Source organism: Pseudomonas sp. MDT1-85, from assembly GCF_054898065.1.
The window spans coordinates 4,855,735-4,879,102 of the sequence record NZ_CM142715.1; the positions used below are offsets into that span (position 1 = coordinate 4,855,735).

Annotated in this window: 17 protein-coding genes and 3 pseudogenes; 6 read left to right on the top strand and 14 right to left on the bottom strand. The window is 59.8% G+C overall.

Features of this window, described 5'->3' with window-relative positions:
* Nucleotides 1–4: 4 nt before the first annotated feature.
* Entirely contained in the window at nucleotides 5–718 is a 714-nt protein-coding gene (gene pgl / locus ACYZT2_RS21880) for a 6-phosphogluconolactonase (protein WP_461967273.1), read from the bottom strand.
* A complete protein-coding gene (gene zwf, locus ACYZT2_RS21885) occupies nucleotides 705–2,174 on the bottom strand; it encodes a glucose-6-phosphate dehydrogenase (RefSeq protein WP_461967275.1) in 1,470 nt (489 codons plus the stop codon). The genes pgl and zwf overlap by 14 nt, the downstream gene beginning before the upstream one ends.
* A gap of 228 nt (nucleotides 2,175–2,402) precedes the next feature.
* On the opposite strand from zwf, the gene ACYZT2_RS21890 reads away from it, so the two are divergent.
* The gene (locus tag ACYZT2_RS21890) at nucleotides 2,403–3,263 is read left to right on the top strand and encodes a MurR/RpiR family transcriptional regulator (protein ID WP_177318169.1); all 861 of its coding nucleotides are present in this window, start codon (nucleotides 2,403–2,405) and stop codon (nucleotides 3,261–3,263) included.
* Nucleotides 3,264–3,350: 87 nt separating this feature from the next.
* On the opposite strand, the gene ACYZT2_RS21895 is transcribed toward ACYZT2_RS21890, so the two are convergent.
* The 11 genes from ACYZT2_RS21895 to edd form a co-directional block, all read right to left on the bottom strand.
* The gene (locus ACYZT2_RS21895; protein ID WP_461967277.1) at nucleotides 3,351–4,205 is read right to left on the bottom strand and encodes a D-hexose-6-phosphate mutarotase; all 855 of its coding nucleotides are present in this window, start codon (nucleotides 4,203–4,205) and stop codon (nucleotides 3,351–3,353) included.
* Nucleotides 4,206–4,321: 116 nt separating this feature from the next.
* On the bottom strand, nucleotides 4,322–5,668 hold the full coding sequence (locus tag ACYZT2_RS21900; RefSeq protein WP_461967279.1) for a carbohydrate porin: 1,347 nt from the start codon (nucleotides 5,666–5,668) through the stop codon (nucleotides 4,322–4,324).
* Between the two features lie 198 nt (nucleotides 5,669–5,866).
* The gene (locus ACYZT2_RS21905; RefSeq protein WP_123719264.1) at nucleotides 5,867–7,027 is read right to left on the bottom strand and encodes an ABC transporter ATP-binding protein; all 1,161 of its coding nucleotides are present in this window, start codon (nucleotides 7,025–7,027) and stop codon (nucleotides 5,867–5,869) included.
* Nucleotides 7,028–7,030: 3 nt separating this feature from the next.
* Nucleotides 7,031–7,876, bottom strand: coding sequence for a carbohydrate ABC transporter permease (locus tag ACYZT2_RS21910; protein ID WP_030131859.1), 846 nt, complete (start codon nucleotides 7,874–7,876; stop codon nucleotides 7,031–7,033).
* Nucleotides 7,869–8,777 carry a carbohydrate ABC transporter permease gene (locus ACYZT2_RS21915; RefSeq protein ID WP_007902369.1) on the bottom strand — a complete coding sequence of 303 codons (909 nt, stop codon included), beginning with the start codon at nucleotides 8,775–8,777 and terminating at the stop codon, nucleotides 7,869–7,871. Before ACYZT2_RS21915 ends, ACYZT2_RS21910 begins: the two co-directional genes overlap by 8 nt.
* Nucleotides 8,778–8,943: 166 nt before the next feature.
* The gene (locus tag ACYZT2_RS21920) at nucleotides 8,944–10,251 is read right to left on the bottom strand and encodes an ABC transporter substrate-binding protein (protein ID WP_429378317.1); all 1,308 of its coding nucleotides are present in this window, start codon (nucleotides 10,249–10,251) and stop codon (nucleotides 8,944–8,946) included.
* A 117-nt stretch (nucleotides 10,252–10,368) separates the two neighbouring features.
* Nucleotides 10,369–11,628, bottom strand: coding sequence for a D-mannose isomerase (locus ACYZT2_RS21925; RefSeq protein WP_461967285.1), 1,260 nt, complete (start codon nucleotides 11,626–11,628; stop codon nucleotides 10,369–10,371).
* A gap of 225 nt (nucleotides 11,629–11,853) precedes the next feature.
* The gene (locus ACYZT2_RS21930) at nucleotides 11,854–13,323 is read right to left on the bottom strand and encodes an ATP-binding protein (protein ID WP_461967287.1); all 1,470 of its coding nucleotides are present in this window, start codon (nucleotides 13,321–13,323) and stop codon (nucleotides 11,854–11,856) included.
* A complete protein-coding gene (locus ACYZT2_RS21935) occupies nucleotides 13,313–14,044 on the bottom strand; it encodes a response regulator (RefSeq protein WP_008006907.1) in 732 nt (243 codons plus the stop codon). The genes ACYZT2_RS21930 and ACYZT2_RS21935 overlap by 11 nt, the downstream gene beginning before the upstream one ends.
* Nucleotides 14,045–14,233: 189 nt before the next feature.
* Nucleotides 14,234–15,193 (bottom strand): glucokinase, encoded by a 960-nt coding sequence (locus ACYZT2_RS21940; protein ID WP_461967290.1) that lies wholly within the window; start codon nucleotides 15,191–15,193, stop codon nucleotides 14,234–14,236.
* A complete protein-coding gene (gene edd, locus ACYZT2_RS21945; protein WP_461967292.1) occupies nucleotides 15,190–17,016 on the bottom strand; it encodes a phosphogluconate dehydratase in 1,827 nt (608 codons plus the stop codon). Before edd ends, ACYZT2_RS21940 begins: the two co-directional genes overlap by 4 nt.
* A 219-nt stretch (nucleotides 17,017–17,235) precedes the next feature.
* Between edd and gap the strand changes: the two genes are divergently transcribed.
* The 5 genes and pseudogenes from gap to ACYZT2_RS21970 all read left to right on the top strand — a co-directional run bounded on the left by gap (nucleotide 17,236) and on the right by ACYZT2_RS21970 (nucleotide 22,834).
* Nucleotides 17,236–18,237, top strand: a complete 1,002-nt coding sequence (gap, locus tag ACYZT2_RS21950; RefSeq protein WP_008013978.1) for a type I glyceraldehyde-3-phosphate dehydrogenase — start codon at nucleotides 17,236–17,238, stop codon at nucleotides 18,235–18,237.
* A gap of 181 nt (nucleotides 18,238–18,418) precedes the next feature.
* Nucleotides 18,419–18,883: a methylglyoxal synthase gene (locus tag ACYZT2_RS21955; protein WP_461967294.1), complete on the top strand. Its 465-nt coding sequence runs from the start codon at nucleotides 18,419–18,421 to the stop codon at nucleotides 18,881–18,883.
* Between the two features lie 571 nt (nucleotides 18,884–19,454).
* Nucleotides 19,455–20,414, top strand: a pseudogene (locus ACYZT2_RS21960) (methyl-accepting chemotaxis protein); the annotation flags it as partial.
* A gap of 375 nt (nucleotides 20,415–20,789) precedes the next feature.
* A pseudogene (locus ACYZT2_RS21965) lies at nucleotides 20,790–21,320 on the top strand (methyl-accepting chemotaxis protein); the annotation flags it as partial.
* 164 nt (nucleotides 21,321–21,484) lie between these two features.
* Nucleotides 21,485–22,834, top strand: a complete 1,350-nt coding sequence (locus tag ACYZT2_RS21970; protein ID WP_461967296.1) for a CoA transferase — start codon at nucleotides 21,485–21,487, stop codon at nucleotides 22,832–22,834.
* A gap of 132 nt (nucleotides 22,835–22,966) precedes the next feature.
* Here ACYZT2_RS21970 and ACYZT2_RS21975 read toward each other — a convergent pair.
* Nucleotides 22,967–23,188: pseudogene (locus ACYZT2_RS21975) on the bottom strand (DNA-3-methyladenine glycosylase 2 family protein); the annotation flags it as partial.
* Nucleotides 23,189–23,368 lie beyond the last annotated feature (180 nt).

Genomic DNA, 23,368 nt, shown 5'->3' on the forward strand with positions numbered 1-23,368 from the left:
TGGTTCATGGGCACCAGTAAATCTCTAACGTAGGTTGCAGAAACGCCCGAATCGGCATGGCGGCGACATCGTCACCGGCCAGTGCGGCATTCAGGGTGGTCAGCTTGGACTGACCGGAAATCGATAGAACGGTATTTTTGGCAGATGCCAGCAGCGCGCGACTCATGGTCAGGCGTTGATGGGGCACGGTCGGCGCCAGCATCGGCCAGCAGCGACGGGCGCCGTCGACTTTCAAGGCGTCGGCCAGGTTCGGGCTGTTGGGGAACAGCGACGCGGTATGACCGTCGTCGCCCATGCCCAGCACCAGCACATCGATCGGCGGCAATTCGGCGAGCAAGCGATCAGCCTGCTCGGCGGCCTGTTCCAGGTTGGCGGTGGCACGGTAGAGGCTCAGGAACTGAGCCTTGGCCGCCGGGCCTTGCAACAGGTAACGCTTGAGCAGACCGGCATTGCTGTCGGCATGTTCCACCGGCACCCAGCGCTCGTCAGCCAGGCTGACCACCACGTTCGACCAGTCCAGCGCCTGCTTGGCCAGGTGCTGGAAAAACGCCACCGGGCTGCGTCCACCAGACACCACCAGCGTCGCGGCGCCTTGTGCGTCAATCGCGTCGCTCAGTTGCTTGGCCACCGTCAATGCCAGGCCTTCGGCCAGCAGCACCGGGCTTTTGAACTCATGGGCGCTGACGCCCTGAGGCAGTTTCAATTCAGATATCGCCATACCACGACCTCCCGTCCCGCGTAATCAGTGCAATGGAGCTCATCGGCCCCCACGACCCGGCCGCGTACGGCTTGGGCGCATCACCGGATTTTTTCCACCCGGCGATCAACTGGTCACACCACTTCCACGCGGCTTCGATTTCATCTTTACGGACAAACAAATTCTGATTGCCGCGCATCACTTCCAGCAACAACCGCTCGTAGGCGTCGGGAATCCGCGCGCTGCGATAGGTATCGGAAAAATTCAGCTGCAACGGACCGCTGCGCAGCTGCATGCCCTTGTCCAGGCCTTGTTCTTTAGTCATCACGCGCAAGGAAATGCCTTCGTCCGGTTGCAGGCGAATGATCAGTTTGTTGCTGATCTGCAGGCGCTGCTCGGGGGCGAAAATGTAGTGCGACGGTTCCTTGAAGTGGATGACGATCTGCGACAGCTTCTGCGGCATGCGCTTGCCGGTCCGCAGGTAAAACGGCACGCCGGCCCAGCGCCAGTTACGAATATCGGCACGCAGGGCGACGAAGGTTTCGGTGTCGCTCTGGGTGTTGGAGTTAGGCTCCTCCAGATACCCGGGCACCGATTTGCCTTCGCTGTGGCCGGCGATGTACTGGCCGCGCACCACTTGAGTGGTCAGGCCTTCCGGGCTGATCGGCGCCAGCGCCTTGAGGACTTTGACTTTCTCGTCGCGGATGCTGTCGGCGGACAGGTCAGCCGGCGGGTCCATGGCGATCAGACAGAGCAATTGCAGCAGGTGATTCTGGATCATGTCCCGCAGTTGCCCGGCCTTGTCGAAATAGCCCCAACGGCCTTCGATCCCGACCTTCTCGGCCACGGTGATTTCCACGTGGGAGATGTAATTCTGGTTCCACTGGGTTTCGAACAGGCTGTTGGCGAAACGCAGGGCGATCAGGTTTTGTACGGTCTCTTTGCCCAGGTAGTGGTCGATGCGGTAAGTGCGGTTCTCCGGGAAGAACTGCGCCACGGCGTCGTTGACCTTGCGTGAGGATTCCAGGTCCGAACCGATGGGTTTTTCCAGCACCACTCGGGTGTTTTCGGTCAGGCCAACCTTCGACAGGTTCTCGCAAATAGCGCCATAAACCGCCGCCGGGGTGGCGAAGTAGGCAATCACCCGCTGGGCGCTGCCAGCCTGCTCGGCCAGGGCGACATAATCGTCAGTCTTGAGGAAGTCGACGTGCAGGTAGCTCAAACGGGCCAGGAAGCGCTCGACCACCGCTTCATCCAGCTCTTTGGCACCCACGTAACGGCGTAGCTCAGTGGCGATGAATGCCAGGTGCTGCTGCTCGCTGCCGGGCTCACGGGCCAGCGCGATAATGCGCGTATCCTCATGAAGCAGGCCGGCGCCATCGAGTTGATAAAGGGCAGGAAACAGCTTGCGCAGGGCCAGATCGCCGAGAGCGCCGAACAAGGCAAAGGTGCAAGGTTCAACCGTAATCGAAGGCATGATGTTTGTTCTTTTATCAAGTTAAGCTACAAATACCTTTTTTCAAGGCATCACTCAAGGGAAAATGTAGTAATAACCACAACATTTTCGCAAAATACAGATTCCGAGTGGTGGTCGGTCGGAGCCATCAGTAGGATAGGCCACCGTTATGGGCCGTATCAAAGGCCCAATTTGCATTAGCCGAACGCTTATTTGCGCTGCTGACCTAAGGAACATGAAATGGACCGCGTGCGAAATCTACTGGAACAGATCCAGAATCGCCTTGAAGACCTGAACAAGGCTGAACGCAAAGTCGCCGAAGTGATCTTGCTCAACCCGCAGCAGGCCACCCGGTTCAGCATCGCCGCCCTCGCCCAGGCCTCAAAGGTCAGCGAGCCGACGGTCAACCGTTTTTGCCGCTCGTTCGGCGTCAGCGGTTATCCAGAACTCAAACTTCAGTTGGCCCAGAGCCTGGCCAGTGGCGCGGCGTATGTCAGCCGGGCGGTTGAAGCCGATGACAATCCGGAAGCCTATACGAAAAAGATTTTCGGCAGCGCCATCGCGTCTTTGGACAGTGCGTTGCAGGCGCTTGACCCGAACCTGATCAGCCGTGCCGTCGACCTGTTGATCCAGGCCCGGCAGATCCATTTCTTCGGCCTCGGTGCCTCGGCCCCGGTGGCGCTGGATGCGCAGCACAAGTTCTTCCGCTTCAACCTGGCGGTGACCGCCCATGCCGACGTGCTGATGCAACGCATGATTGCCTCGGTGGCCCACACCGGTGAGTTGTTCGTGATCATTTCCTACACCGGCCGCACCCGCGAACTGGTGGAAGTGGCGCGCATCGCCCGGGAAAACGGCGCTTCGGTGCTGGGCCTGACGGCTGAGGGTTCGCCGCTGGCCAAGGCGAGCACCTTGAGCCTGAACATCCCGTTGCCGGAAGACACCGACATCTATATGCCGATGACGTCGCGGATCATTCAGCTGACCGTGCTCGATGTGCTCGCCACCGGCATGACCCTGCGCCGGGGCGTGGATTTCCAGCCGCATCTGCGCAAGATCAAGGAAAGCCTGAATGCCAGTCGGTATCCGATTGGGGATGAGTTTAATTAACCCACCTTAAAAGATCGCAGCCTCGCTGCGCCTTGTAGGAGCTGTCGAGCGAAGCGAGGCTGCGATCTTTTGATCTTTCGATCTTTTTCACGCCCCAACCCGCGCCTGCAAACTCAAATGCGCCCGCTCCCCCGGTGCCAGGCACAGGCTGTCGGTCCCGCCGCTGGCCGCTTCCACACAGACAAACTCTAAAACCTCGTTCCAGCTCACGCCCAGCAACGGCCGCGAGCCGGGATGCCAGACCACCGTGTCTGCATGGTCACCGGTGTCGATGCACAACTCGCGCTGCCAGGCGTGATCCTTGAGCTGCAATTCGCCGTCATGCTGGAACACGCGCTGACAACCGCCGTCGACCCGCAACTCGCCTTCCTGCTGACAAACCTGGCGGCTCAACTGGTCGTAACCTTGCGCGCCGTCGAGCCCAGACAGCGCTACCTCACCCACGTCACCAATACGCCAATAGGCGTGCAACGCCTGGCTCAACTGGCACGGCATGTCGTCCTGATGCTCGGTGCTCAGGTGCAAATCCATGCGTTCGCCCAAGTGTGCGTGCAGGTCCACTTGCCAGTCGCACAGCTGCAACTGCCAATGCAGGTGCACGCCATCGTCATCACCGCTGCTGTCGAGCAGTTTCCAGTCGAGCAAACGCGCCCAGCCATGGGACGGCCAGGCGTTTTCGCTCGGATGACGGCCGTACCACGGCCAGCACACCGGCACACCGCCGCGAATCGCACCGACATGCGGCCACTTCGCCGCGCACCACAACCAGGGTTTCTGACCCTTGGGCTGGAAGTGCAGCAACTGCGCGCCCTGCCGACTGAACACCGCCTGACACAGCGGATGGTCGATCACCAGCACATCGCGCATCTGATAGCGCTCCCACGCAAACACCGGACGTTCGCGCAAGGATTTGAAGAAGCGTTGTAGCGGATGCTCAAGCATGTGCCACGGTCCTGAAAATCATCTGTCACCCGAGGGTGTGCTGCCCCCAAAAAAAAGCGGACAGCCATGGCCGTCCGCAAAAATGCGCACATAGAGAGGAGCTTATCGCAACAGCGTTAGAACACCGACTGAATTTTCAGACCGGCCACCAGAGCATTGTCGACTTCATCCACACCGCCCGGGTGAGTGATGTATTGCAGGTTGGGACGTACGGTCAGCCAGTTGGTAACGTGGAAGCCGTAGTTGATCTCGTAGTTGTACTCGGTGGAACGCAACGGCGAGAACAGCGGATCGTTGTAGTCGCTGACACCATTGGCGGCGTTGACCAACTCGGCGTTTTTCTTCACGTCTTCGTTGACATGGATACGGGCAAAACCGATCCCGACGTCATCTTTTGGACGTGCGTCGAATGGGCCCTTGTACACAAACATCAGCGACTGGTAGTTGTCGACGATGTTGGTGTCCTTGTCGTGGAAGGTGGCGTTGGCCGCGATGTTCAGACCGCGCGAAGCGTCACCGTTGTGGGTGGTGAGTTGTTGCTGCGCCACGAACCAGTAGCCGGACTTGCTGCTGTGGCTGCGATAGGCGTTGCCGCTGGTTGCCGCATCATCGCCGTTTTCGTCTTCACGAACGTCATCGGCCTTGGCCGTACTCTTGTAGTAACCCACACGGTATTCGCCCGGCAGGTTGTTGACCTTCGGTGACCAGACCAGTTCGACCGGCAATACGGTGCCCTTGGTACCACTGCCGCTGAGCTTGAAGCCGTTACCGTGCTCCAGTTGCGACGGATTTTGGTTGTACGCGCCGATCTGCGCATAGAACTCAGGCGTGATGTTGTACTTCACGCGAACCGCTGCCTGCATGACCGGCCAGTTATACCAGATGTTGGTCGCCCAGTTACCCACTTGAGAACCGCAGAACGCCAGGTTCTGGAATTCGCATGGGAAGGTGTTGAAGTCTTCGCCTTCGCCGAAGTAACCGGCCTTGACGTCCAGTTTATTGTCGAGGAATTGGTGCTTGATCCACAATTGGGTCAGACGGACCATGTGGCCACGGCCGTAGACTTCCTGTGAGGAACTCAAGGTGCCGGCACGCGGGTCGCCGATACGGTCATTGGAGATGTTCTCACCGTTACGGTTGGTGAGCTGGATCTTGGCCTGGGTGTTATCCCAGCCCCACAGCTTTTCCAGGTCCAGCGCCACGCCCAAGCCAAACTGGTCGGCGTAACGCGCCGTCTTGTCGTCGTTATAGCCGCCATGCAGGTTGGCGCCCACTTCACCGACGTAGTCGGCCTTGATGTCGATACCTTGTTCGATCAGCCTGGTCCGCTCCCCGCCCCAATCCCCGGTCATCCACTGCGAGTCGGCACTGAACGCGTCAGCCGCGTGTGCGCTACCGGCCAGCATCATTGCCGCAATCGCTGACAACTGGCAGATAAGCTGAGCGTTGTTCTTCTTCTTCATCCCTACATCCTCGTCTTTATTGTTATTAACTGTTTTTATCTAACGCGGTTTACATCAAGTGCGGCGCACGACAGTCCGGGCGCCACGGATTCCCCCCTGTGGGAGCGAGCCTGCTCGCGATCGCGGTCTATCAGTCGACATCGATGTTGAATGTCAGTCCGCTATCGCGAGCAGGCTCGCTCCCACATTTTTTGATCTTTATCTGCCTTTGAATTGGGCTACGTTGGCGCTGTGAGCTTCAGCTTTCGGCAGGCCGGCCACCCCCAGGCGTTCACCGGTCTTGGCATCGAACAACAGCACTTTCGATGGATCGAATTGCAGGGTCAGGGTCTCGCCCACGGCCGGTGCGACGTCCGGTGCCAGGCGGCAGCAGACTTTGGTGTCGTTGAGATTGACGAACACCAGCGTGTCGGGACCGGTCGGTTCGGTGACTTGCACTTCGGCACGAATGGTCGGCAAACCATTCGGCTCGCCGTTCGCCAGCACGATCTGCTCCGGGCGCATACCGAGGATCACTTCGCGGTCTTCGAGCCCGGCGTCCTGCATGCCCAATGGCAATTCGCAACGCGCCTGACCGCTGTCGAGCAGCGCCACCAGACGACCTTCCTTACGCTGCAAACGCAGAGGGATGAAGTTCATCGGCGGCGAACCGATGAAGCTCGCCACGAACAGGTTGGCCGGGTTGTTGTAGATGTCTTTGGGCGTACCGAACTGCTGAATGATCCCGTCCTTCATCACCGCCACTTTGTCGCCCAGAGTCATGGCTTCGATCTGGTCGTGAGTCACGTAGACCGTGGTGGTTTTCAGGCGCTGGTGCATCAGTTTCATTTCGGTGCGCATCTCGACCCGCAGCTTGGCGTCGAGGTTGGACAACGGTTCGTCGAACAGGTAAATCTTCGGCCGCCGCGCCAGCGCCCGGCCCATGGCCACGCGCTGTTGCTGACCACCCGAGAGCTGGCCGGGTTTGCGGCTGAGCAGGTGTTCGATTTGCAGCAGCTTGGCGACGCGAGCGACTTCTTCGTCGATTTCGGCGGTGGGCATTTTGCGAATCTTCAGGCCGAACGCGATGTTGTCGCGCACGCTCATGGTCGGGTACAGCGCGTAAGACTGGAACACCATGGCGATGTCGCGATCTTTCGGGCTCATGCCGCTGATGTCGGCGTCGTCCACCAGGATCGCACCGCCGCTGATGTTTTCAAGCCCCGCGATGCAGTTCATCAAGGTAGATTTGCCACAGCCCGATGGGCCGACCAGGATCAGGAACTCACCGTCATCGATCTTCAGTTCGATGTTTTTCAGGGTGTCCGGCAAACCGGCACCGTAGGTCTTGTTGACGTTGCGTAATTCGAGAGTTGCCATGTTCTACCCCTTGACCGCGCCGGACGTCAGCCCACGCAGGAAATACTTGCCAGCGAATATGTAGACCAGCAGTGTCGGCAGCCCGGCGATCATCGCGGCGGCCATATCAACGTTGTATTCCTTGGCCCCGGTGCTGGTGTTGACCAGGTTGTTCAGGGCCACGGTAATCGGCTGGGCATCGCCACTGGCGAAGACCACGCCGAACAGGAAGTCATTCCAGATTTGCGTGAACTGCCAGATCAGGCAGACCATCACGATCGGGATCGACATCGGCAGCAGGATCTTCCAGAAAATCGTGAAGAAGCCCGCGCCATCCAGCCGCGCCGCCTTGACCAGCGCATCCGGAATGCTCACGTAGTAGTTGCGGAAGAACAGCGTGGTGAACGCCAGGCCGTAGACCACATGCACCAGCACCAGGCCGGTGGTGGTGTTGGCCAGGCCGATCTTGCCGAGGGTGAACGAGGCTGGCAGCAGCACGGTCTGGAACGGCAGGAAGCAGCCGAACAACAACAGGCCGAAGAACAGTTGCGAACCACGGAAGCGCCACATCGACAGCACGTAGCCGTTCATTGCACCGATGAAAGTCGAGATCAGGACCGCCGGCACGGTGATTTTCACCGAGTTCCAGAAGTAGCTGCCGACACTGTCCCAGGCCTTGATCCAGCCGATGCCATCAATCACTTGCGGCCAGCTCAACAGGTTGCCGGTGCGGATATCTTCCGGGGATTTAAAACTGGTCAGCAGCATCACCACCAGCGGGACCAAATAGATCGCCGCGGCCAGCAACAGGGTTGCGTAAATGGCGATGCGGCTGAAGCTTATCGCCGGTTTTCCGAGTTGATTACTCATGGCGTTTGCCTCGCAATTCGGAGTACAGGTACGGCACCAGAATCGCCAGGATCGCGCCGAGCATCATCATGGCGCTCGCCGAACCAATGCCCATCTGGCCACGGCTGAACGTGAAGGAGTACATGAACATCGCCGGCAGGTCGGACGAGTAGCCCGGGCCACCCGCCGTCATCGCCGCCACCAGGTCGAAGCTCTTGATCGCGATGTGCGCCAGGATCATGAAGGCGCTGAAGAACACCGGGCGCAGGCTCGGCAATACGATCTTCAAATAAATGGTCGGTAGGCTCGCCCCGTCGACTTGCGCCGCGCGGATGATCGATTGATCAACGCCACGCAGACCCGCCAGGAACATCGCCATCACAAACCCGGAGGCTTGCCACACGGCGGCGATCACCAGGCAATACACCACGCGATCCTGATCCACCAGCCAGTCGAGACGGAAGCCTTCCCAGCCCCAGTCGCGCAGCATTTTGTCCAGACCCAAGCCTGGGTTGAGCAACCATTTCCATGCGGTACCGGTGACGATCATCGAGAGCGCCATCGGGTACAGGTAAACGGTGCGGATGAAGCCTTCCTTGCGAATGCGCTGATCCAGCAACACCGCGAGGAACACACCCAGCACAAGGCTGATGCCGATGAACATGCCGCCGAACACCGCAAGGTTCTTGCTCGCGACCCACCAGCGATCGTTGTCCATCAGGCGGATGTATTGCTGCAAACCGACCCACTTGTAGCTCGGCATGAAGCTGGAATTGGTGAAGGACAGAACAAATGTCCAGATGATGTAACCGTAAAAACCAACCAGGACGATCAGCATGCTTGGCGCCAAAACCAGTTTGGGGAGCCAGCGCTGCAGTGCGTCGAACGGTGAGGCTTTGCTGAAAACCGCCACAGAGCTCATCGGGATAATCCAGGTGAAGAAGTGAGAATCACAGAGCGATCCTTTGTAGGAGCGAGGCTTGCCCGCGAAGGCGGTGTAACGGGTGACAAATGTGTTGAATGTCAGACTGCTTTCGCGGGCAAGCCTCGCTCCTACAAGGGGAACGCTCTCAGATATGTGCCGCAGATTACTGGGCAGCTTTGACAGCCGATGCCAGTTGCGCGCTGGCCTTGGCCGGATCAGCGTTCTTGTCGTTCATGAAGTTGGTCACCACATCAAAGATCGCGCCCTGCACGGCCAGGGACGTGGCCATGTTGTGCGCCATGCTCGGTTGCAGGCCGCCCGTCTTCTCGTCAGCCAGAAAATCCTTGGCCGCCGCTTGAGCGCAAGAATCGAAGCCCAGCGCGCTCATGTCGTTAAGCATGTCGGTACGCACCGGGATCGAGCCTTTGTTGATGCTGAAGACTTTCTGGAAGTCTTTGCCCAGAGCGACTTTGGCCAGGTCTTGCTGGGCGGCGATGTCGCCTTTGCGATCGGCTTTGAGCTTGAACACAGCCATCGAGTCGATGTTGTAGGTGAAGGCTTTTTCGGTGCCCGGGAATGGCACGCACTGGTAGTCCTTGCCCGCGACTTTCTTCGCGGCGGTCCATTCGCTCTTGGCCCAGTCGCCCATCATCTGCATGCCGGCCTTGCCGTTGATGACGTCGGCGGCAGCGATGTTCCAGTCACGACCGGCACGGTTCGGGTCCATGTAGCCGGTGATTTTTTTCAGCTCGGTGAAGGCCTTGGCCATCTCCGGCCCGGAAAGGGTTTTCTGATCCAGGTCGACCAGGGCTTTCTTGTAACCGTCTGCGCCCATGACCGAGAGCACCACGTCTTCAAACACGGTGCTGTCCTGCCAAGGCTGGCCACCGTGAGCGAGCGCGATGAAGCCGGCGGCTTTGAGCTTGTCGCCAGCGGCATAGAATTCTTCGAGGGTGGTCGGCGCTTTTTCGATCCCGGCTTTCTTGAAGACTTCCGGGTTGATCCACAGCCAGTTGACGCGGTGGATGTTCACCGGTACGGCGACGTAATCGCCTTCGTATTTCACGGTGTCGGAGACTTTCTTGATCAGCAGGTTATCCCAGCCTTCGGACTTGGAAACCTCTTTGAGGGTGTCGGTGCTGAGCAGGCCAGTGCTGCCCCACTCCTGGATGTCCGGCCCCTTGATCTGGGCAACGCCCGGCGGGTTACCGGCCACGGCGCGGCTTTTGAGTACGGTCATGGCCGTGGAGCCGCCACCGCCGGCGACTGCGCCGTCTTTCCAGGTGAAGCCGTCTTTTTCGACTTGGGCCTTGAGCACATCGACGGCCGCTTTTTCACCACCAGACGTCCACCAGTGAACGACTTCCACCGAACCTTTGGCATCGGCGGCAAGGGCACTGACGGGGAATGCAGCAACGGGAAGCAACGAAGCGAGAGAAATGACAGTAGCGAGGCGAGAAATCGCATTCATCTAGTAGTACCTTTCTTGTTGTTATGCATGCAAGTCTGGTGCTTGCGCTACATAGGATTCTAAACAGGGGATGCCCCTTCGCAGGTAACGAAGGGACGCGCGAATGTCACCACATGGTTACACGGGAGCGCTCCGGGACAATTGCGCCAGCGCAGTGGCCATGCTCGGCGCCAGCGGCAGGCGCGGGATCAAAACGGCTTGCCAGGCGTGATACAGATCGGGTTTGCCGGCCCAGATATCGGCGCTCGGACGGTTCAGCGGATCGAGTTCATGGTGCCAACTGCCATCGCAACGGTCGATGAAATGACTGTCACAGAATTCCCAGAACAGTCGGTACCAGTGCTCGTATTGCTCATCACCGGTGCGTTTGAGCAGCGCACTGGCGGCGGCGCCGGCTTCGGCGTGCGTCCAGTGCAGGCGATGGCGAACCACCGCGCGATTGTCCCAGTCGAGGGTGTAGACAATGCCCGGCGCACCGTCGACGTCCCAGCCGTGACGGCAATTGTTCTCGAAGAGTTTTTGCGCATCGGTGGCGAGCCAGCCCGGCGTGAGTATCCCGGCCTGCACCCGCGCCGCTTCAAGATGCAGCAACAGCCGCGCCCATTCGAAACCATGGCCCGGCGTGGTGCCGTAAGGGCGGAAACCGTCGGCCGGGTTGTCGTGGTTGTAGTCGCGTAGCGGCTGCCAGTCGCGGTCGAAATGCTCGACCACCAGGTAATCGTTGGCCGCGGCGTGATCGTGAATGACGCGCTCGACGATGCGCTGGGCGCGAATCAGCCAGCGGTTATCCTCGGTCACATCGGCCAGGGCGAGGAAGGCTTCGGTGGCGTGCATGTTGCTGTTGGCGCCGCGATAGGCTTCTTCGCAACTGAAGTCGCGGTTGAAGGATTCGCGCATGGCGCCCTCCTCCTCACTCCAGAAATGCGTGTCGATGATATGGATCGCATCGTCAAGCAAGGCTTGTGCGCCGGGACGCTGAGCGACCACAGCAGAACTCGCGGCCAACGCCACGAAAGCATGCAGGTAAGCGGCTTTGCCGGTATTGCCATCGCGGTGTTCGGGCGTGGCGAACCAGCCTCCGTGTTCAGCATCGCGCAGTGGCCCACTGAGGGCTTGGATGCCGTGATCCACCAGCTCGGCGAAACCCGGCAGGCCCTGGATGTGGGCCAGGGCGAAACTGTGGGTCATGCGCGCGGTGTTCATGGTTTCGGCTTGTGCGTTGGCCGGCAGGCGACCCTTTTCATCGAGATTGCCGAAACCTTCGGCAAGCTTTGAAGCCTTGGCAAATGCCAGCAGACGCAGGCCTTCGGCGGCGAGCCATTGCTGATGGGCAGGCGCGTTCAGCCAACTGCTGAAGGCAGGTTGGAAGGTGTCCATGGGAGTACCTTTTTTGTTGTTATGACTGGGGGCAGTCTAAACAACGGGCGGTGGCGGGCAGGTAACGAAGGGGGCGAGTTATGTCACTGGTTTGTGACATTTACCTTGGGAGATGTGTTGAGTCTTCTGACGCCATCGCGAGCAGGCTCGCTCCCACAGTGGATTTGTGTACGACTCAGACCCCCTGTGGGAGCGAGCCTGCTCGCGATGAACGACGCGGTCCCGCTAATCAATACTGCGCGGCAACTGCAATGTCACCCGCAACCCGCCTTCACGCAGGTTTTGCAGGCTGACTTCACCGCCATGGCTATGGGCAATATTGCGTGCAATCCCCAGCCCCAAACCATAACCCTGCTGCTGCCCGGCCAAGCGGAAGTGCGGCTCGAACACCTGCTCCAACCGCTGCTCCGGCACGCCTGGCCCTTCATCGTCGACATGCAGGACAAACGCGCTTTCGTCGTCATCGATGTGCAGATGCGCGTTCTGCCCATACTTCAAGGCGTTGTCGATCAGGTTGCCGATGCAACGCTTGAGCGCCAATGGCTTACCGGGATACGGCGCCAGCGCCCGGCCATATTGAGTCACGCGACCATTGCCGTTGGGCGCCAGATACGGTTCCACCAGGCAGTCGAGCACATGATTGAGGTCCACCGGCTCGATGTTTTCGTGGATGTCGGTGTCTTTCACGCATTGCAATGCGCCCTTGACCAACAACTCCAGCTCATCCAGATCGCGACCGAATTTGGCTTGCAGCTTTTCGTCTTCAAGCAATTCCACCCGCAATCGCAACCGGGTAATCGGCGTGCGCAAGTCATGGGAGATCGCGCTGAACAATTGGCTGCGTTCGGTCAGGTAACGGCTGATACGTTCGCGCATCGCATTGAAGGCGCGGCCCACTTCCACCACTTCACTGCCGCCGCCCTCGGCCACCGGTTCGACTTCGGCACCCAGAGACATGTCCCGAGCCGCCCGCGCCAATTGCTTGAGCGGCCGGCTCTGCCAGTGCACCAGCAGGCCGATGAACAGCAGCAAAAAACCGCTGGTGAGCACGATAAACCAGACCTGCTGCGCCGGCAGGCCTTGTTCTTCAAGACTGGTGTAGGGCTCGGGCAACAGGGAGGCGATGTACAGCCATTCTCCCGGCGCCATCTGGATTTGCGTGACCAGCACCGGCGGGTTCACCGGTTCCAGGGTCAAGGCGTAATGCGCCCAGGAGCGCGGCAATTCATCGAGCTTCAAGCCGCCGTTGAAAATCCGCAGGTCTTCGGGGCTGACGAACGTCACCGAGATGTCGATGTCCTGGCCCAGCGACTGGCGCAACACTTCGTCCACCGCTTTGAGCACCGCTTCCTTGCGCGGGGTGATCGGCAGCACTTCCATGCCCAGCGGTTTATCGTTGAGCGTCACCACGAATCGGGTGCCACCCATGCTGCGCAATTGATCGAGTACCAGCGGTCGAAATGCCACCGGTAACGAGCGGAAATAACTGACGCTGGCCGTCATCGAATGAGCCAGGCTGCGAGCGCTGGTGACCAGGCCTTCAAGCTGCGTGGCGCGCAATTGCGAGACCCAGATCACGCTCGACAGCGCCTGGGCGAACAACACCGCCAGCAGGGTCAGCAACAACATGCGCCCGAGCAGCGAGCGCGGCACCGGCACCCGCCCGGCGAGCTTGCGCAGGAACTCAGTGACCATTACTGGCAACCACGTTGGCTGCCAGTTGGTAGCCACTGCCTCGCACGGTACGGATCAGCCGTGGCGGTTTTTCGGTGTCGCGCAGGCGCTGGCGCAAACGGCTGACCGCCATGTCGACGATGCGATCCAGCGGCATCAGGTCACGGCCACGGGTGGCGTTGCCGATAGTGTCGCGGTCGAGGATTTCCTGGGGGTGATCGAGGAACAGTTTCAGCAGCGCGAAATCGGCGCCCGAGAGAATCACTTCCTCGCCGTCGATGTGGAACAGTCGATGGCTGACCATGTCCAGCCGCCAATCATCGAAGGCCAGCACTTCGCTGCCAGAACGCTCCTGACCGAACTGCGCGCGGCGCAACAAGGCTTTGATGCGCGCCTGCAATTCACGCGGGCTGAAGGGTTTGCCGAGGTAATCGTCGGCGCCCAATTCCAGGCCGATGACGCGGTCGGCCTCGTCGGAACTGGCGGTGAGCATGATGATCGGCACATGGGCCTGACGCGGGTGCTGGCGGATCCAGCGGCAGAGGCTGAAACCGTCTTCGTCCGGTAGCATCACGTCGAGAATCACCAGATCGCTCGGTGCCTCGTTCAAGGCCTGACGAAACCCTGCACCATCAGGCGTGGTGCGGACCTGGAAACCGGCGCGGGTCAGGTAGGTGTCCAGCAACTCGCGTATCTCTTGATCGTCATCGACCAACAAAATCGACTTGTTGACTGAGCTCACGGGGCGGCGTCCTTATTGTTTGAATTGGGTGGATTATGCCTTAAGCACGAAATCTACAAACACCGCAGAAGCAACTGTGGAAAAACCACTGTGGGAGCGAGCCTGCTCGCGATAGCAGTTTTACATTCAACACATTGGTTGACTGACAGACCGCCATCGCGAGCAGGCTCGCTCCCACAGGGTCGCATTTCAGGCGGGGTTGGATTGGTCGAGTGCCACACCCGCGCCAACCAGGCCGGAATACGGCGCCGTCACCAGCCACACCGGAATGCCTTTGAAGTAATCACTCATGCAGCCTTTGTCGGCGAAGCAACGGGCGAAACCGCTTTTGATGAAGAAATCGGCAAACCGTGGAATCACCCCGCCCACGATGTACACGCCACCGCGTCCGCCCGTGGTCAGCACGTTGTTGCCGGCCACACGCCCCAGCCAGCAGCAGAACTGCTCAAGTACTTCCAGGGCAATCGGATCGCCGGCCAGACCGGCAGCGGTAATCGACTCGGGGGAATTCAGCACGGGTTCATGACCGTCCACCGCACAAATCGCCCGATAAACCCGAGGCAAGCCGCTGCCGCTCAAGGCTGTTTCAGCGCTGACATGGCCGATCTCATTGAAGATGTGTTGCCACAGTTGGGTTTCTCGCGGGCTGCTCAGCGGCAAATCGACGTGACCGCCCTCCCCAGGCAGCGGGGCAAAACGGCCCTCGCCCAGATCGAGCAACGTGCCCACGCCCAGACCAGTGCCCGGGCCGATCACCACCGCCGGCCGCAACGGTTCCGGCGTGCCTTCGCAGACCACCCGAAACTCGCCCGGTTGCAAACGGGTCATGCCCAGGGCCATCGCCGAAAAATCGTTGACCAGCAGCAGTTGATCCACCTGCAAAGTCTTGCAGAAACCCTTGCGACTGAGCCGCCAGTGATTGTTGGTGAACTTGAATTCATCGCCGCTCACGGGGCCTGCCACCGACAGGCACACCGAACCGATCGAACCCGACGCCAGACCGAGCCCGCTCAGGTAGACCGCAATGGCCTCCTCCGGGCTGGCGTGGTCTGCCGTCGCCAGCACCTGGACCGATTCCAGTTGCTGGTTTTTCCACAACGCGAAACGTGCGTTGGTGCCACCGATGTCACCGACCAGAGCCAGTTTCAATTAAGCGTCTCCAGGGCAGAAGTAAAGGCGCTGGCGCCTTGCTCTGCGGAGCTGAAGGCCATGCGCATGAAACCAAACAGTTCGCGACCGCTGCCAATGTTGTTGCCCAACAGACCCTTGGCAGGTTCGCGCGCTGCGAATTCTTCGGCGTCCACCTTAAGCTCCAGAGTGCCTTTGACGCCATCGACGCGGATGATATCGCCCTCTTGCACTCGCGCCAAAGCGCCGCCCACATAAGCTTCCGGGCTGACGTGGATCGCCGCCGGAATTTTCCCCGACGCGCCGGACATGCGTCCGTCAGTTACCAACGCGACTTTGAAACCGCGATCCTGCAGCACGCCGAGGAATGGCGTCATCTTGTGCAGTTCCGGCATGCCATTGGAGCGCGGGCCCTGGAAGCGCATCACGGCGACAAAATCCTTCTCCAGCAGACCGGCCTTGAATGCATCGGCCAAATCCTGCTGATCCTGGAATACCATGGCCGGTGCTTCGACGACCTGATTTTCCAGCGCGACCGCCGAGACCTTCATCACGCCACGGCCGAGGTTGCCTTCCATCACCCGCAAGCCACCCTCTGGCGAGAATGCGCGAGCGACCGGACGCAGGATGGTTTCGTCGAGGCTTTCGATCGGGCCTTCGCGCCAGACCAGTTCGCCGTTATCGAGGAACGGTTCCTTGGTGTAGCGGCTCAGGCCGTGGCCAAGCACGGTGTTGACGTTTTCATGAAGCAGGCCGGCTTCCAGCAGTTCGCGGATCAGGAACGACATGCCGCCTGCTGCCTGGAAGTGGTTGATGTCGGCTTTGCCGTTCGGGTACACGTGGCTCAGGGTCGGCACCACCTCGGAGAGGTCGGCCATGTCCTGCCAGGTCAACTGAATGCCCGCAGCCATGGCGATGGCCGGCATGTGCAGGGTGTGGTTGGTCGAACCGCCCGTGGCGTGCAGGGCCACGATGGAGTTGACCAGCGAACGCTCGTCGACGATTTCGCCGATCGGCATGAAGTCGCCGTTCTGCTTGGTCAGGCGGGTGACCTGGTGCGCCGCTTCGCGGGTCAGCGCATCGCGCAACGGCGTGTTCGGGTTGACGAAAGAGGCGCCCGGCAAGTGCAGGCCCATGACTTCCATCAGCAACTGGTTGGTGTTGGCGGTGCCGTAGAAAGTGCAGGTGCCAGGGCTGTGATAGGACTTCATCTCCGATTCCAGCAGCTCTTCGCGCGTCGCCTTGCCTTCGGCGTAGCGCTGACGCACATCGGCTTTCTGCTTGTTGGAAATGCCCGACACCATCGGCCCGCCCGGCACGAAAATCGTCGGCAGATGACCGAACCGCAACGCGCCCATCATCAGGCCCGGCACGATCTTGTCGCAGATGCCGAGCATCAGCGCGCCGTCGAACATGTTGTGGGACAGCGCCACAGCGGTGGACAGCGCGATCACTTCGCGGCTCGGCAGGCTCAGTTCCATGCCCGGCTCGCCCTGGGTCACGCCATCGCACATCGCGGGGGTGCCGCCGGCGAACTGGCCGACGGAGCCGATTTCGCGCAAGGCTTTTTTGATCTGTTCCGGGAAGACTTCGTACGGCTGGTGCGCCGAGAGCATGTCGTTATATGACGAAACTATGGCGATGTTGGCGGAGTTCATCATCCGCAGGCTGTGCTTGTCGTCGCTGCCACACCCGGCCACGCCATGGGCGAAGTTGGCGCATTGCAGCTTGCCGCGCATCGGGCCGTCGCTGGCGGCGCCGCGGATCAATGCAAGGTAAGCCTCACGCGTGGTGCGGCTGCGGGCGATAAGCCGTTCGGTGACCTCAAGGACGCGGGGATGCATGTGTAGAACTCCAGGCTAACGGATGTGGCGACCTGATTGTCTATGCTGATCAAGCACCGCTGTGATTGGGATGACAGACGGTTTTTTTGATCATTCGGACCAGTTGATTCAGGTCACTAGTTGTAGATAAAACAAAATATTGCCACTAAAAAGGCTTGTTTTCTATTTTTTTGCGAATAATCTTGTAATTCCAACAACAAAACGACGGCGGCGCTGTAAATGACTCTTCGAATCGCAATCAATGGTTTTGGCCGTATCGGCCGTAATGTCCTGCGCGCACTGTATACCCAAGGTTATCGTCAGGATCTGCAGATCGTAGCGATCAACGATCTGGGCGACAGCTCGATGAATGCTCACCTGCTCAAGTACGACACCGTCCACGGTACATTCGATGCCGATGTCCAGCACGATCAGGAAAGCCTGACCGTCAACGGCGACCGTATTTCGGTCAGCGCCATTCGCAACCCGGCCGAACTGCCTTGGGCTGCGGAAAAGGTAGACGTCGTGTTCGAATGCACCGGTCTGTTCACCGACCGTGCCAAAGCCGCCGCACATATTACGGCCGGCGCGCGCAAAGTGATTATCTCGGCCCCGGCCAAAGGCGCCGACGCCACCGTGGTTTATGGGGTTAACCACGACATTCTGCGCCAATCGCACCAGATCATTTCCAACGCCTCGTGCACCACCAACTGCCTGGCCCCGGTGGCCCAGGTGCTGCACCGCGAGCTGGGCATCGAAAGCGGTCTGATGACCACCATTCATGCCTACACCAACGATCAGAACCTGACCGACGTCTATCACACCGACCCATACCGCGCCCGTTCCGCCACCCAGAACATGATCCCGAGCAAGACCGGCGCCGCTGAAGCGGTGGGCCTGGTGCTGCCGGAACTGGCGGGCAAGCTGACCGGCATGGCGGTGCGTGTTCCAGTGATCAACGTGTCGCTGGTGGACCTGACCGTGCAGCTCAAGCGTGAAGCGTCGGCCGATGAAGTCAACGCGATGCTCAAACAAGCCAGCCAGCACTCGAAGATTCTCGGTTACAACACCCTGCCGCTGGTTTCCAGCGACTTCAACCACAACCCGCTGTCCTCGATCTTCGACGCCAACCACACCAAGTCCAGCGGCAAGCTGCTCAAAGTGCTGGCCTGGTACGACAACGAATGGGGCTTCTCCAACCGCATGCTCGATAACTGCCTGGCGCTCTGCAACGCAGAATAAACAGCTGTGTCGACGCGGCCCCTGTAGGAGCTGCCGAAGGCTGCGATCTTTTGATCCTGATTTTTTGTCGGCCTCACAGCCGCCAAGGTCAAAAGATCGCAGCCTTCGGCAGCTCCTACCGGTATGTGAAACGCCGAAAAATGCGTCGTCGCAGGCGCATTCTCGTCTGGAGAAGCAAGCGATGATCGGTATCAGCTTTACGCAAAAAACCCTGGCAGCGCGCAAGCGTATCGCCCTGGTTGCCCACGACCACTGCAAAGTATTTTTGCTGGATTGGGCCGAGCGGCAGAAAGACAAACTCGCGCAACATGAACTGGTCGCCACCGGCACGACGGGGTTGTTGTTGCAACAACGTCTCGACCTGCCGGTGGAAAGCATGATCAGCGGTCCGCTGGGCGGCGATCAGCAACTGGGCGCGCAAATCGCCGAGCAGCGGGTCGATCTGCTGGTGTTTTTCTGGGACCCGTTCGAACCGCAACCCCACGACCCGGACATCAAGGCGCTGCTGCGGGTCGCGGCGGTGTGGAACATCCCGGTGGCCTGCAACGAGTGCAGCGCCGATTACCTGCTCAGCAGCCCGTTGATGGATCAGGCTCACGAGCACCGCATCCCGGATTACGCGACCTATCTGCTGGGGCGCGGGTAAAGCGTCACAAATCAGCACTTGACCCTTCGGGCGGATGACAAGCATTACATTTGCTCGAAATGGATCAGGTTCTGCCGTGAGTCAACTGCTGATCGCGACCGGAATCGTTGCCGAAAATCTCCTGAATTCTTGTCCTTTTCAGGGCATTTTCCTGCGCAAACGTTTACCTGCTGCCGTTCGTCGGCTTGCATTCATGCAACCCGTGCCCACGCCGATGCGCATTGGCGCTGAATGGATTTGGCGACTCGGGTCGACTTCGGCTCACAGCCAACATCTCATCCATTCACGAGATCGCTCTATGTTCGACTCTCTCTCCATCCGCCTGAAAATCGTTTTGCTGTCCGGTCTGTGCCTGCTTGGCGTGGTCGCTTTGATCGTCGGCATGAACATCTACCAGACCAACCGGAACGATGAACTGGTCAGCGCCTCCAGCAGCAAAATGCTCACTGCCAGCGTGCAAAACCTGCTCCAGGCCAAGGCCGCCGAGCAAGCGGTGCGGGTACAGAAGACGTTTGGCGAAAGCCTGCTGGTGGTGACCGCCCTGGCCGATCAGATCAAGGACATGCGGGCCATGGCCAGCAAACGCTCCCTTGAGGCCGGTGCCCTGCGTGAAGAGTTGAACCAGAGCCTGAAAACCGCCTTCGAGCGCAACAGCAAGGTGCTGGGGATCTGGCTGGCGTTCGAGCCCAACGGGCTTGACGGCAAGGACAGTGAGTTCGCCAATGATGCGGCTCGCCAGTCCAACGAAGCCGGGCGTTTCGCCAGTTACTGGAGCCGTGCCGGCGGTGCCGGGATGAACACGATCATGGTCGAAGACGACATGACCAAAACCACCCTGAGCCTCAGCGGTACGCCTTACAACAGCTGGTACACCTGCCCCCGCGACAGCAAACGCACCTGCCTGCTGGATCCGTATGCCGATACCGTCGGCGGCAAAGAAATGCTGATGACCACCATTTCCGTACCGCTGCTGGTGGACGGAAAATCCATCGGCGTGGTCGGTGTGGACATCGCGCTCGACGCCCTGCAAGCCGCCGCGGTCGATTCCCAACGTGACCTGTTCAACAGCGCCGGGCACATGCTGATCGTCTCCGGCAGCGGCGTACTGGCCGGCTACAGTGTCGACGCGAGCAAGGTCGGCGAAAGCATCGGCGAAACCCTGGGCGCAGACGGCAAGGACATCCTGCAACTGCTCAGCGCCGGCACGCCAAAAATCCTCGAACAGGGCGACCTGATCCGTGCGGTTTATCCGGTCAGCCCGATCAGCGATTCCAAAGCCTGGGGTGTGGTGATCGACCTGCCGAAACACGTGCTGCTGGCCGATTCGGTGAAGCTGCAAACGGTGCTCGACGATGCCCAGCAAAGTGGCACGATCAAAGCGATGCTGGTGGCTGTCGCTGCCGGCCTGTTCGGTCTGTTGCTGATCTGGCTCACCGCGTCCGGCGTGACCCGGCCGATCAACAGCGTGGCCGAAATGCTCAAGGCGATTGCCAGTGGCGACGGTGACCTGACCCAACGCCTGCACTACAGCAAGAACGATGAACTGGGCGAACTGGTCAGCTGGTTCAACCGCTTTCTCGACAAGCTGCAACCGACCATCGCGCAGATCAAGCAAAGCATCACCGATGCCCGTGGCACCGCCGACCAGTCCTCGGAAATTGCCCGTCAGACCAGCGAAGGCATGCAAGTGCAGTTCCGCGAAATCGACCAGGTCGCCACCGCTTCCAACGAAATGAGCGCCACCGCTCACGACGTCGCCAACAGTGCGTCGAACGCGGCCAATGCCGCCAAAGGTGCCGACCAGTCGGCTCGCGATGGCATGTCGATCATCGAGCGCAGCACCCGTGACATCAATCAGCTGGCCGAAGAAGTCAGCAAGGCCGTGACCGAAGTCGAAGCGCTGGCGGTCAACAGCGAGCAGATCGGTTCGGTACTGGAAGTCATCCGCAGCATCGCCGAGCAGACCAACCTGCTGGCGCTCAACGCGGCAATTGAAGCGGCGCGTGCTGGTGAGAGCGGTCGCGGTTTTGCGGTGGTGGCCGATGAAGTGCGCAACCTGGCCAAACGGACTCAGGATTCGGTGGAAGAAATCCGCATCGTCATCGAACGCATCCAGACCGGCACCCGCGGCGTGGTCGCCACCATGCATTCGAGCCAGACCCAGGCCCACAGCAACGCCGGGCAGATCCAGCAAGCGGTTCAGGCGTTGAGCAAAATCAGTGACGCGGTCACGGTGATCAGCGACATGAACCTGCAAATCGCCAGCGCCGCCGAACAGCAAAGCGCCGTGGCCGAAGAGGTCAATCGCAATGTCTCGGCCATCCGCACCGTCACCGAAACCCTCACCGGCCAAGCCACCGAATCGGCACAGATCAGCAGCCAGCTCAACTCCCTGACGACGCACCAGATGAAATTGATGGACCAGTTCCGGGTGTAGCTGTTTGCTCCTGTAGGAGCGAGGCTTGCCCGCGAAAAGCGCTACGGTTTTTCAGACAGACCGCGTTATCGTTCTTCGCGGGCAAGCCTCGCTCCTACAGGGGATTTCATCCGGCTTGGAAGATTTTTGATCTATGCTCGGGCTCTCGCTTCGGAGGGCCTTCGATGACTGATTTACTCACGTCCATTCAAGCCGCACTCGGCTTGCCGCACACACCAATTCCATTCACCTCGAGTGGCGCCCTGCCCTCGGCGTTTGCCGTCACCGACCTTGCCTGCGCCAGCATTGCCGCTGCCGGTCAGGCCGTCAGTGAATTGCTGCAACAACACACCGGCCGTTTGCCTACTCTTGAAGTCGACCGCCGTCTGGCGTCGTTCTGGTTCGCGACGTCGATCCGTCCCGTGGGCTGGAGCGTTCCACCGTTGTGGGACCCGGTTGCTGGTGACTATGCGACCAAGGACGGCTGGATCCGCCTGCACACCAACGCGCCTCATCATCGTGCCGCCGCTGAAAGCGTGCTCGGCGCCTGTGCCGACCGCGTCGCGATGGCGAGCAAGGTTGCGCAATGGGCGAAAAGCGATCTGGAACAGGTCGTAGTTGATGCCGGTGGTTGCGCGGCCGAAATGCGCAGTTTGGCGCAATGGCAAGCGCATCCCCAAGGTTTGGCGGTGAACGCCGAGCCGTTGATTCAGTTCAGCGCCGACGACAGCCAAAATCCCAAACCGTGGAGGGGTTCGGTGGCGCAACCGCTGGCCGGGATCAAGGTGCTGGACCTCACGCGCGTGCTCGCGGGGCCCATCGCCAGCCGTTTTCTCGCCGGCCTCGGCGCCGATGTTTTGCGCATCGACCCACCAACCTGGAACGAACCGGGTGTGGTGCCGGAAGTCACTTTGGGCAAACGCTGTGCGCGTCTGGATCTGCACGACAAGACTGATCGCGCGATGTTCGAAAGCCTGCTCAAGGACGCCGATATCTTGCTCCACGGCTACCGCGCCGATGCACTGGAAAGGTTGGGGTACGGTGTCGCCGCGCGGCAAAAACTGGCGCCGGGTATGATTGATGTGTGCCTCAACGCCTACGGTTGGAGCGGCCCCTGGCAGAACCGTCGAGGGTTCGACAGTTTGGTACAGATGAGCAGCGGGATTGCTGAAGCGGGGATGCAATGGAAGAAAGCGAACCAGCCGACGCCGCTGCCGGTGCAGGCCCTTGATCACGCCACCGGGTATTTGATGGCGGCCAGTGCGATCAAGCTATTGGCTGAGCGATTGAGTAGCGGGGGTTGTGGATCGGCGCGCTTGTCGCTGGCACGGACGGCGAAGTTGTTGATTGAAAATGACGCGGGGACAAATGAGCCGTTGCGGGCAGAGGATGACAACGATCAAGGGATGCTGGTTGAGCAGACACCCTGGGGGCCGGCCCATCGGCTGCAAGTGCCGCTGAAAATCACCGGAACACCGCTGCAGTGGGCGCTGCCAGCCGGGGAGTTGGGTTCCCATCGCGCACAATGGTGGTGACCATCAGATAGCTTTCGCGAGCAGGCTCGCTCCCACAGGTGATCTCATTTCTCCAATACGGCTCGGTGAACTGTGGGAGCGAGCCTGCTCGCGATAGGGCCGAAAAACTCAACACAATTGCTGGATCTGTATTCAGTCCGGTCGGCTCAACGATGTCCAAAGCACCTGCGCCGCATACCCTCGATAAGGCCGCCAAGCCTCCGCCCTCACCCACAACTCCCGAGCCGTCACCGCCCCACCCTCCAGCGCCCCCAGCGAATTGATCAACCCCACATCCCCACTCGGAAACGCATCCATTTCCCGCAACTGCCGCAAGGCAATGTATTGCGCCGTCCAGTCACCAATTCCGTGCAACTCAAATTTCTGTTTTTTTTATTTATAACTGATCACGCTATAGCACCGTCCGTAAATAGCGGTTTTGTCGGTAGATCCTAATAAATCAATATCACTGAAAAACCCAATGACCAATACTTTTCAAAACAAAAAAACAAACTAGCGTCTAAACTTCAACTGATACGCCTTATTTCTTTCAAT

Coding starts and splice junctions, on each gene's coding strand:
- ACYZT2_RS21930 (WP_461967287.1), bottom strand. CDS start 13,323: ATGGTCACTGAGTTCCTGCGCAAGCTCGCCGGGCGGGTGCCGGTGCCG.
- pgl (WP_461967273.1), bottom strand. CDS start 718: ATGGCGATATCTGAATTGAAACTGCCTCAGGGCGTCAGCGCCCATGAG.
- ACYZT2_RS21895 (WP_461967277.1), bottom strand. CDS start 4,205: ATGCTTGAGCATCCGCTACAACGCTTCTTCAAATCCTTGCGCGAACGT.
- ACYZT2_RS21915 (WP_007902369.1), bottom strand. CDS start 8,777: ATGAGCTCTGTGGCGGTTTTCAGCAAAGCCTCACCGTTCGACGCACTG.
- gap (WP_008013978.1), top strand. CDS start 17,236: ATGACTCTTCGAATCGCAATCAATGGTTTTGGCCGTATCGGCCGTAAT.
- ACYZT2_RS21925 (WP_461967285.1), bottom strand. CDS start 11,628: ATGGACACCTTCCAACCTGCCTTCAGCAGTTGGCTGAACGCGCCTGCC.
- ACYZT2_RS21955 (WP_461967294.1), top strand. CDS start 18,419: ATGATCGGTATCAGCTTTACGCAAAAAACCCTGGCAGCGCGCAAGCGT.
- ACYZT2_RS21900 (WP_461967279.1), bottom strand. CDS start 5,668: ATGAAGAAGAAGAACAACGCTCAGCTTATCTGCCAGTTGTCAGCGATT.
- ACYZT2_RS21910 (WP_030131859.1), bottom strand. CDS start 7,876: ATGAGTAATCAACTCGGAAAACCGGCGATAAGCTTCAGCCGCATCGCC.
- edd (WP_461967292.1), bottom strand. CDS start 17,016: ATGCATCCCCGCGTCCTTGAGGTCACCGAACGGCTTATCGCCCGCAGC.
- ACYZT2_RS21920 (WP_429378317.1), bottom strand. CDS start 10,251: ATGAATGCGATTTCTCGCCTCGCTACTGTCATTTCTCTCGCTTCGTTG.
- ACYZT2_RS21905 (WP_123719264.1), bottom strand. CDS start 7,027: ATGGCAACTCTCGAATTACGCAACGTCAACAAGACCTACGGTGCCGGT.
- zwf (WP_461967275.1), bottom strand. CDS start 2,174: ATGCCTTCGATTACGGTTGAACCTTGCACCTTTGCCTTGTTCGGCGCT.
- ACYZT2_RS21970 (WP_461967296.1), top strand. CDS start 21,485: ATGACTGATTTACTCACGTCCATTCAAGCCGCACTCGGCTTGCCGCAC.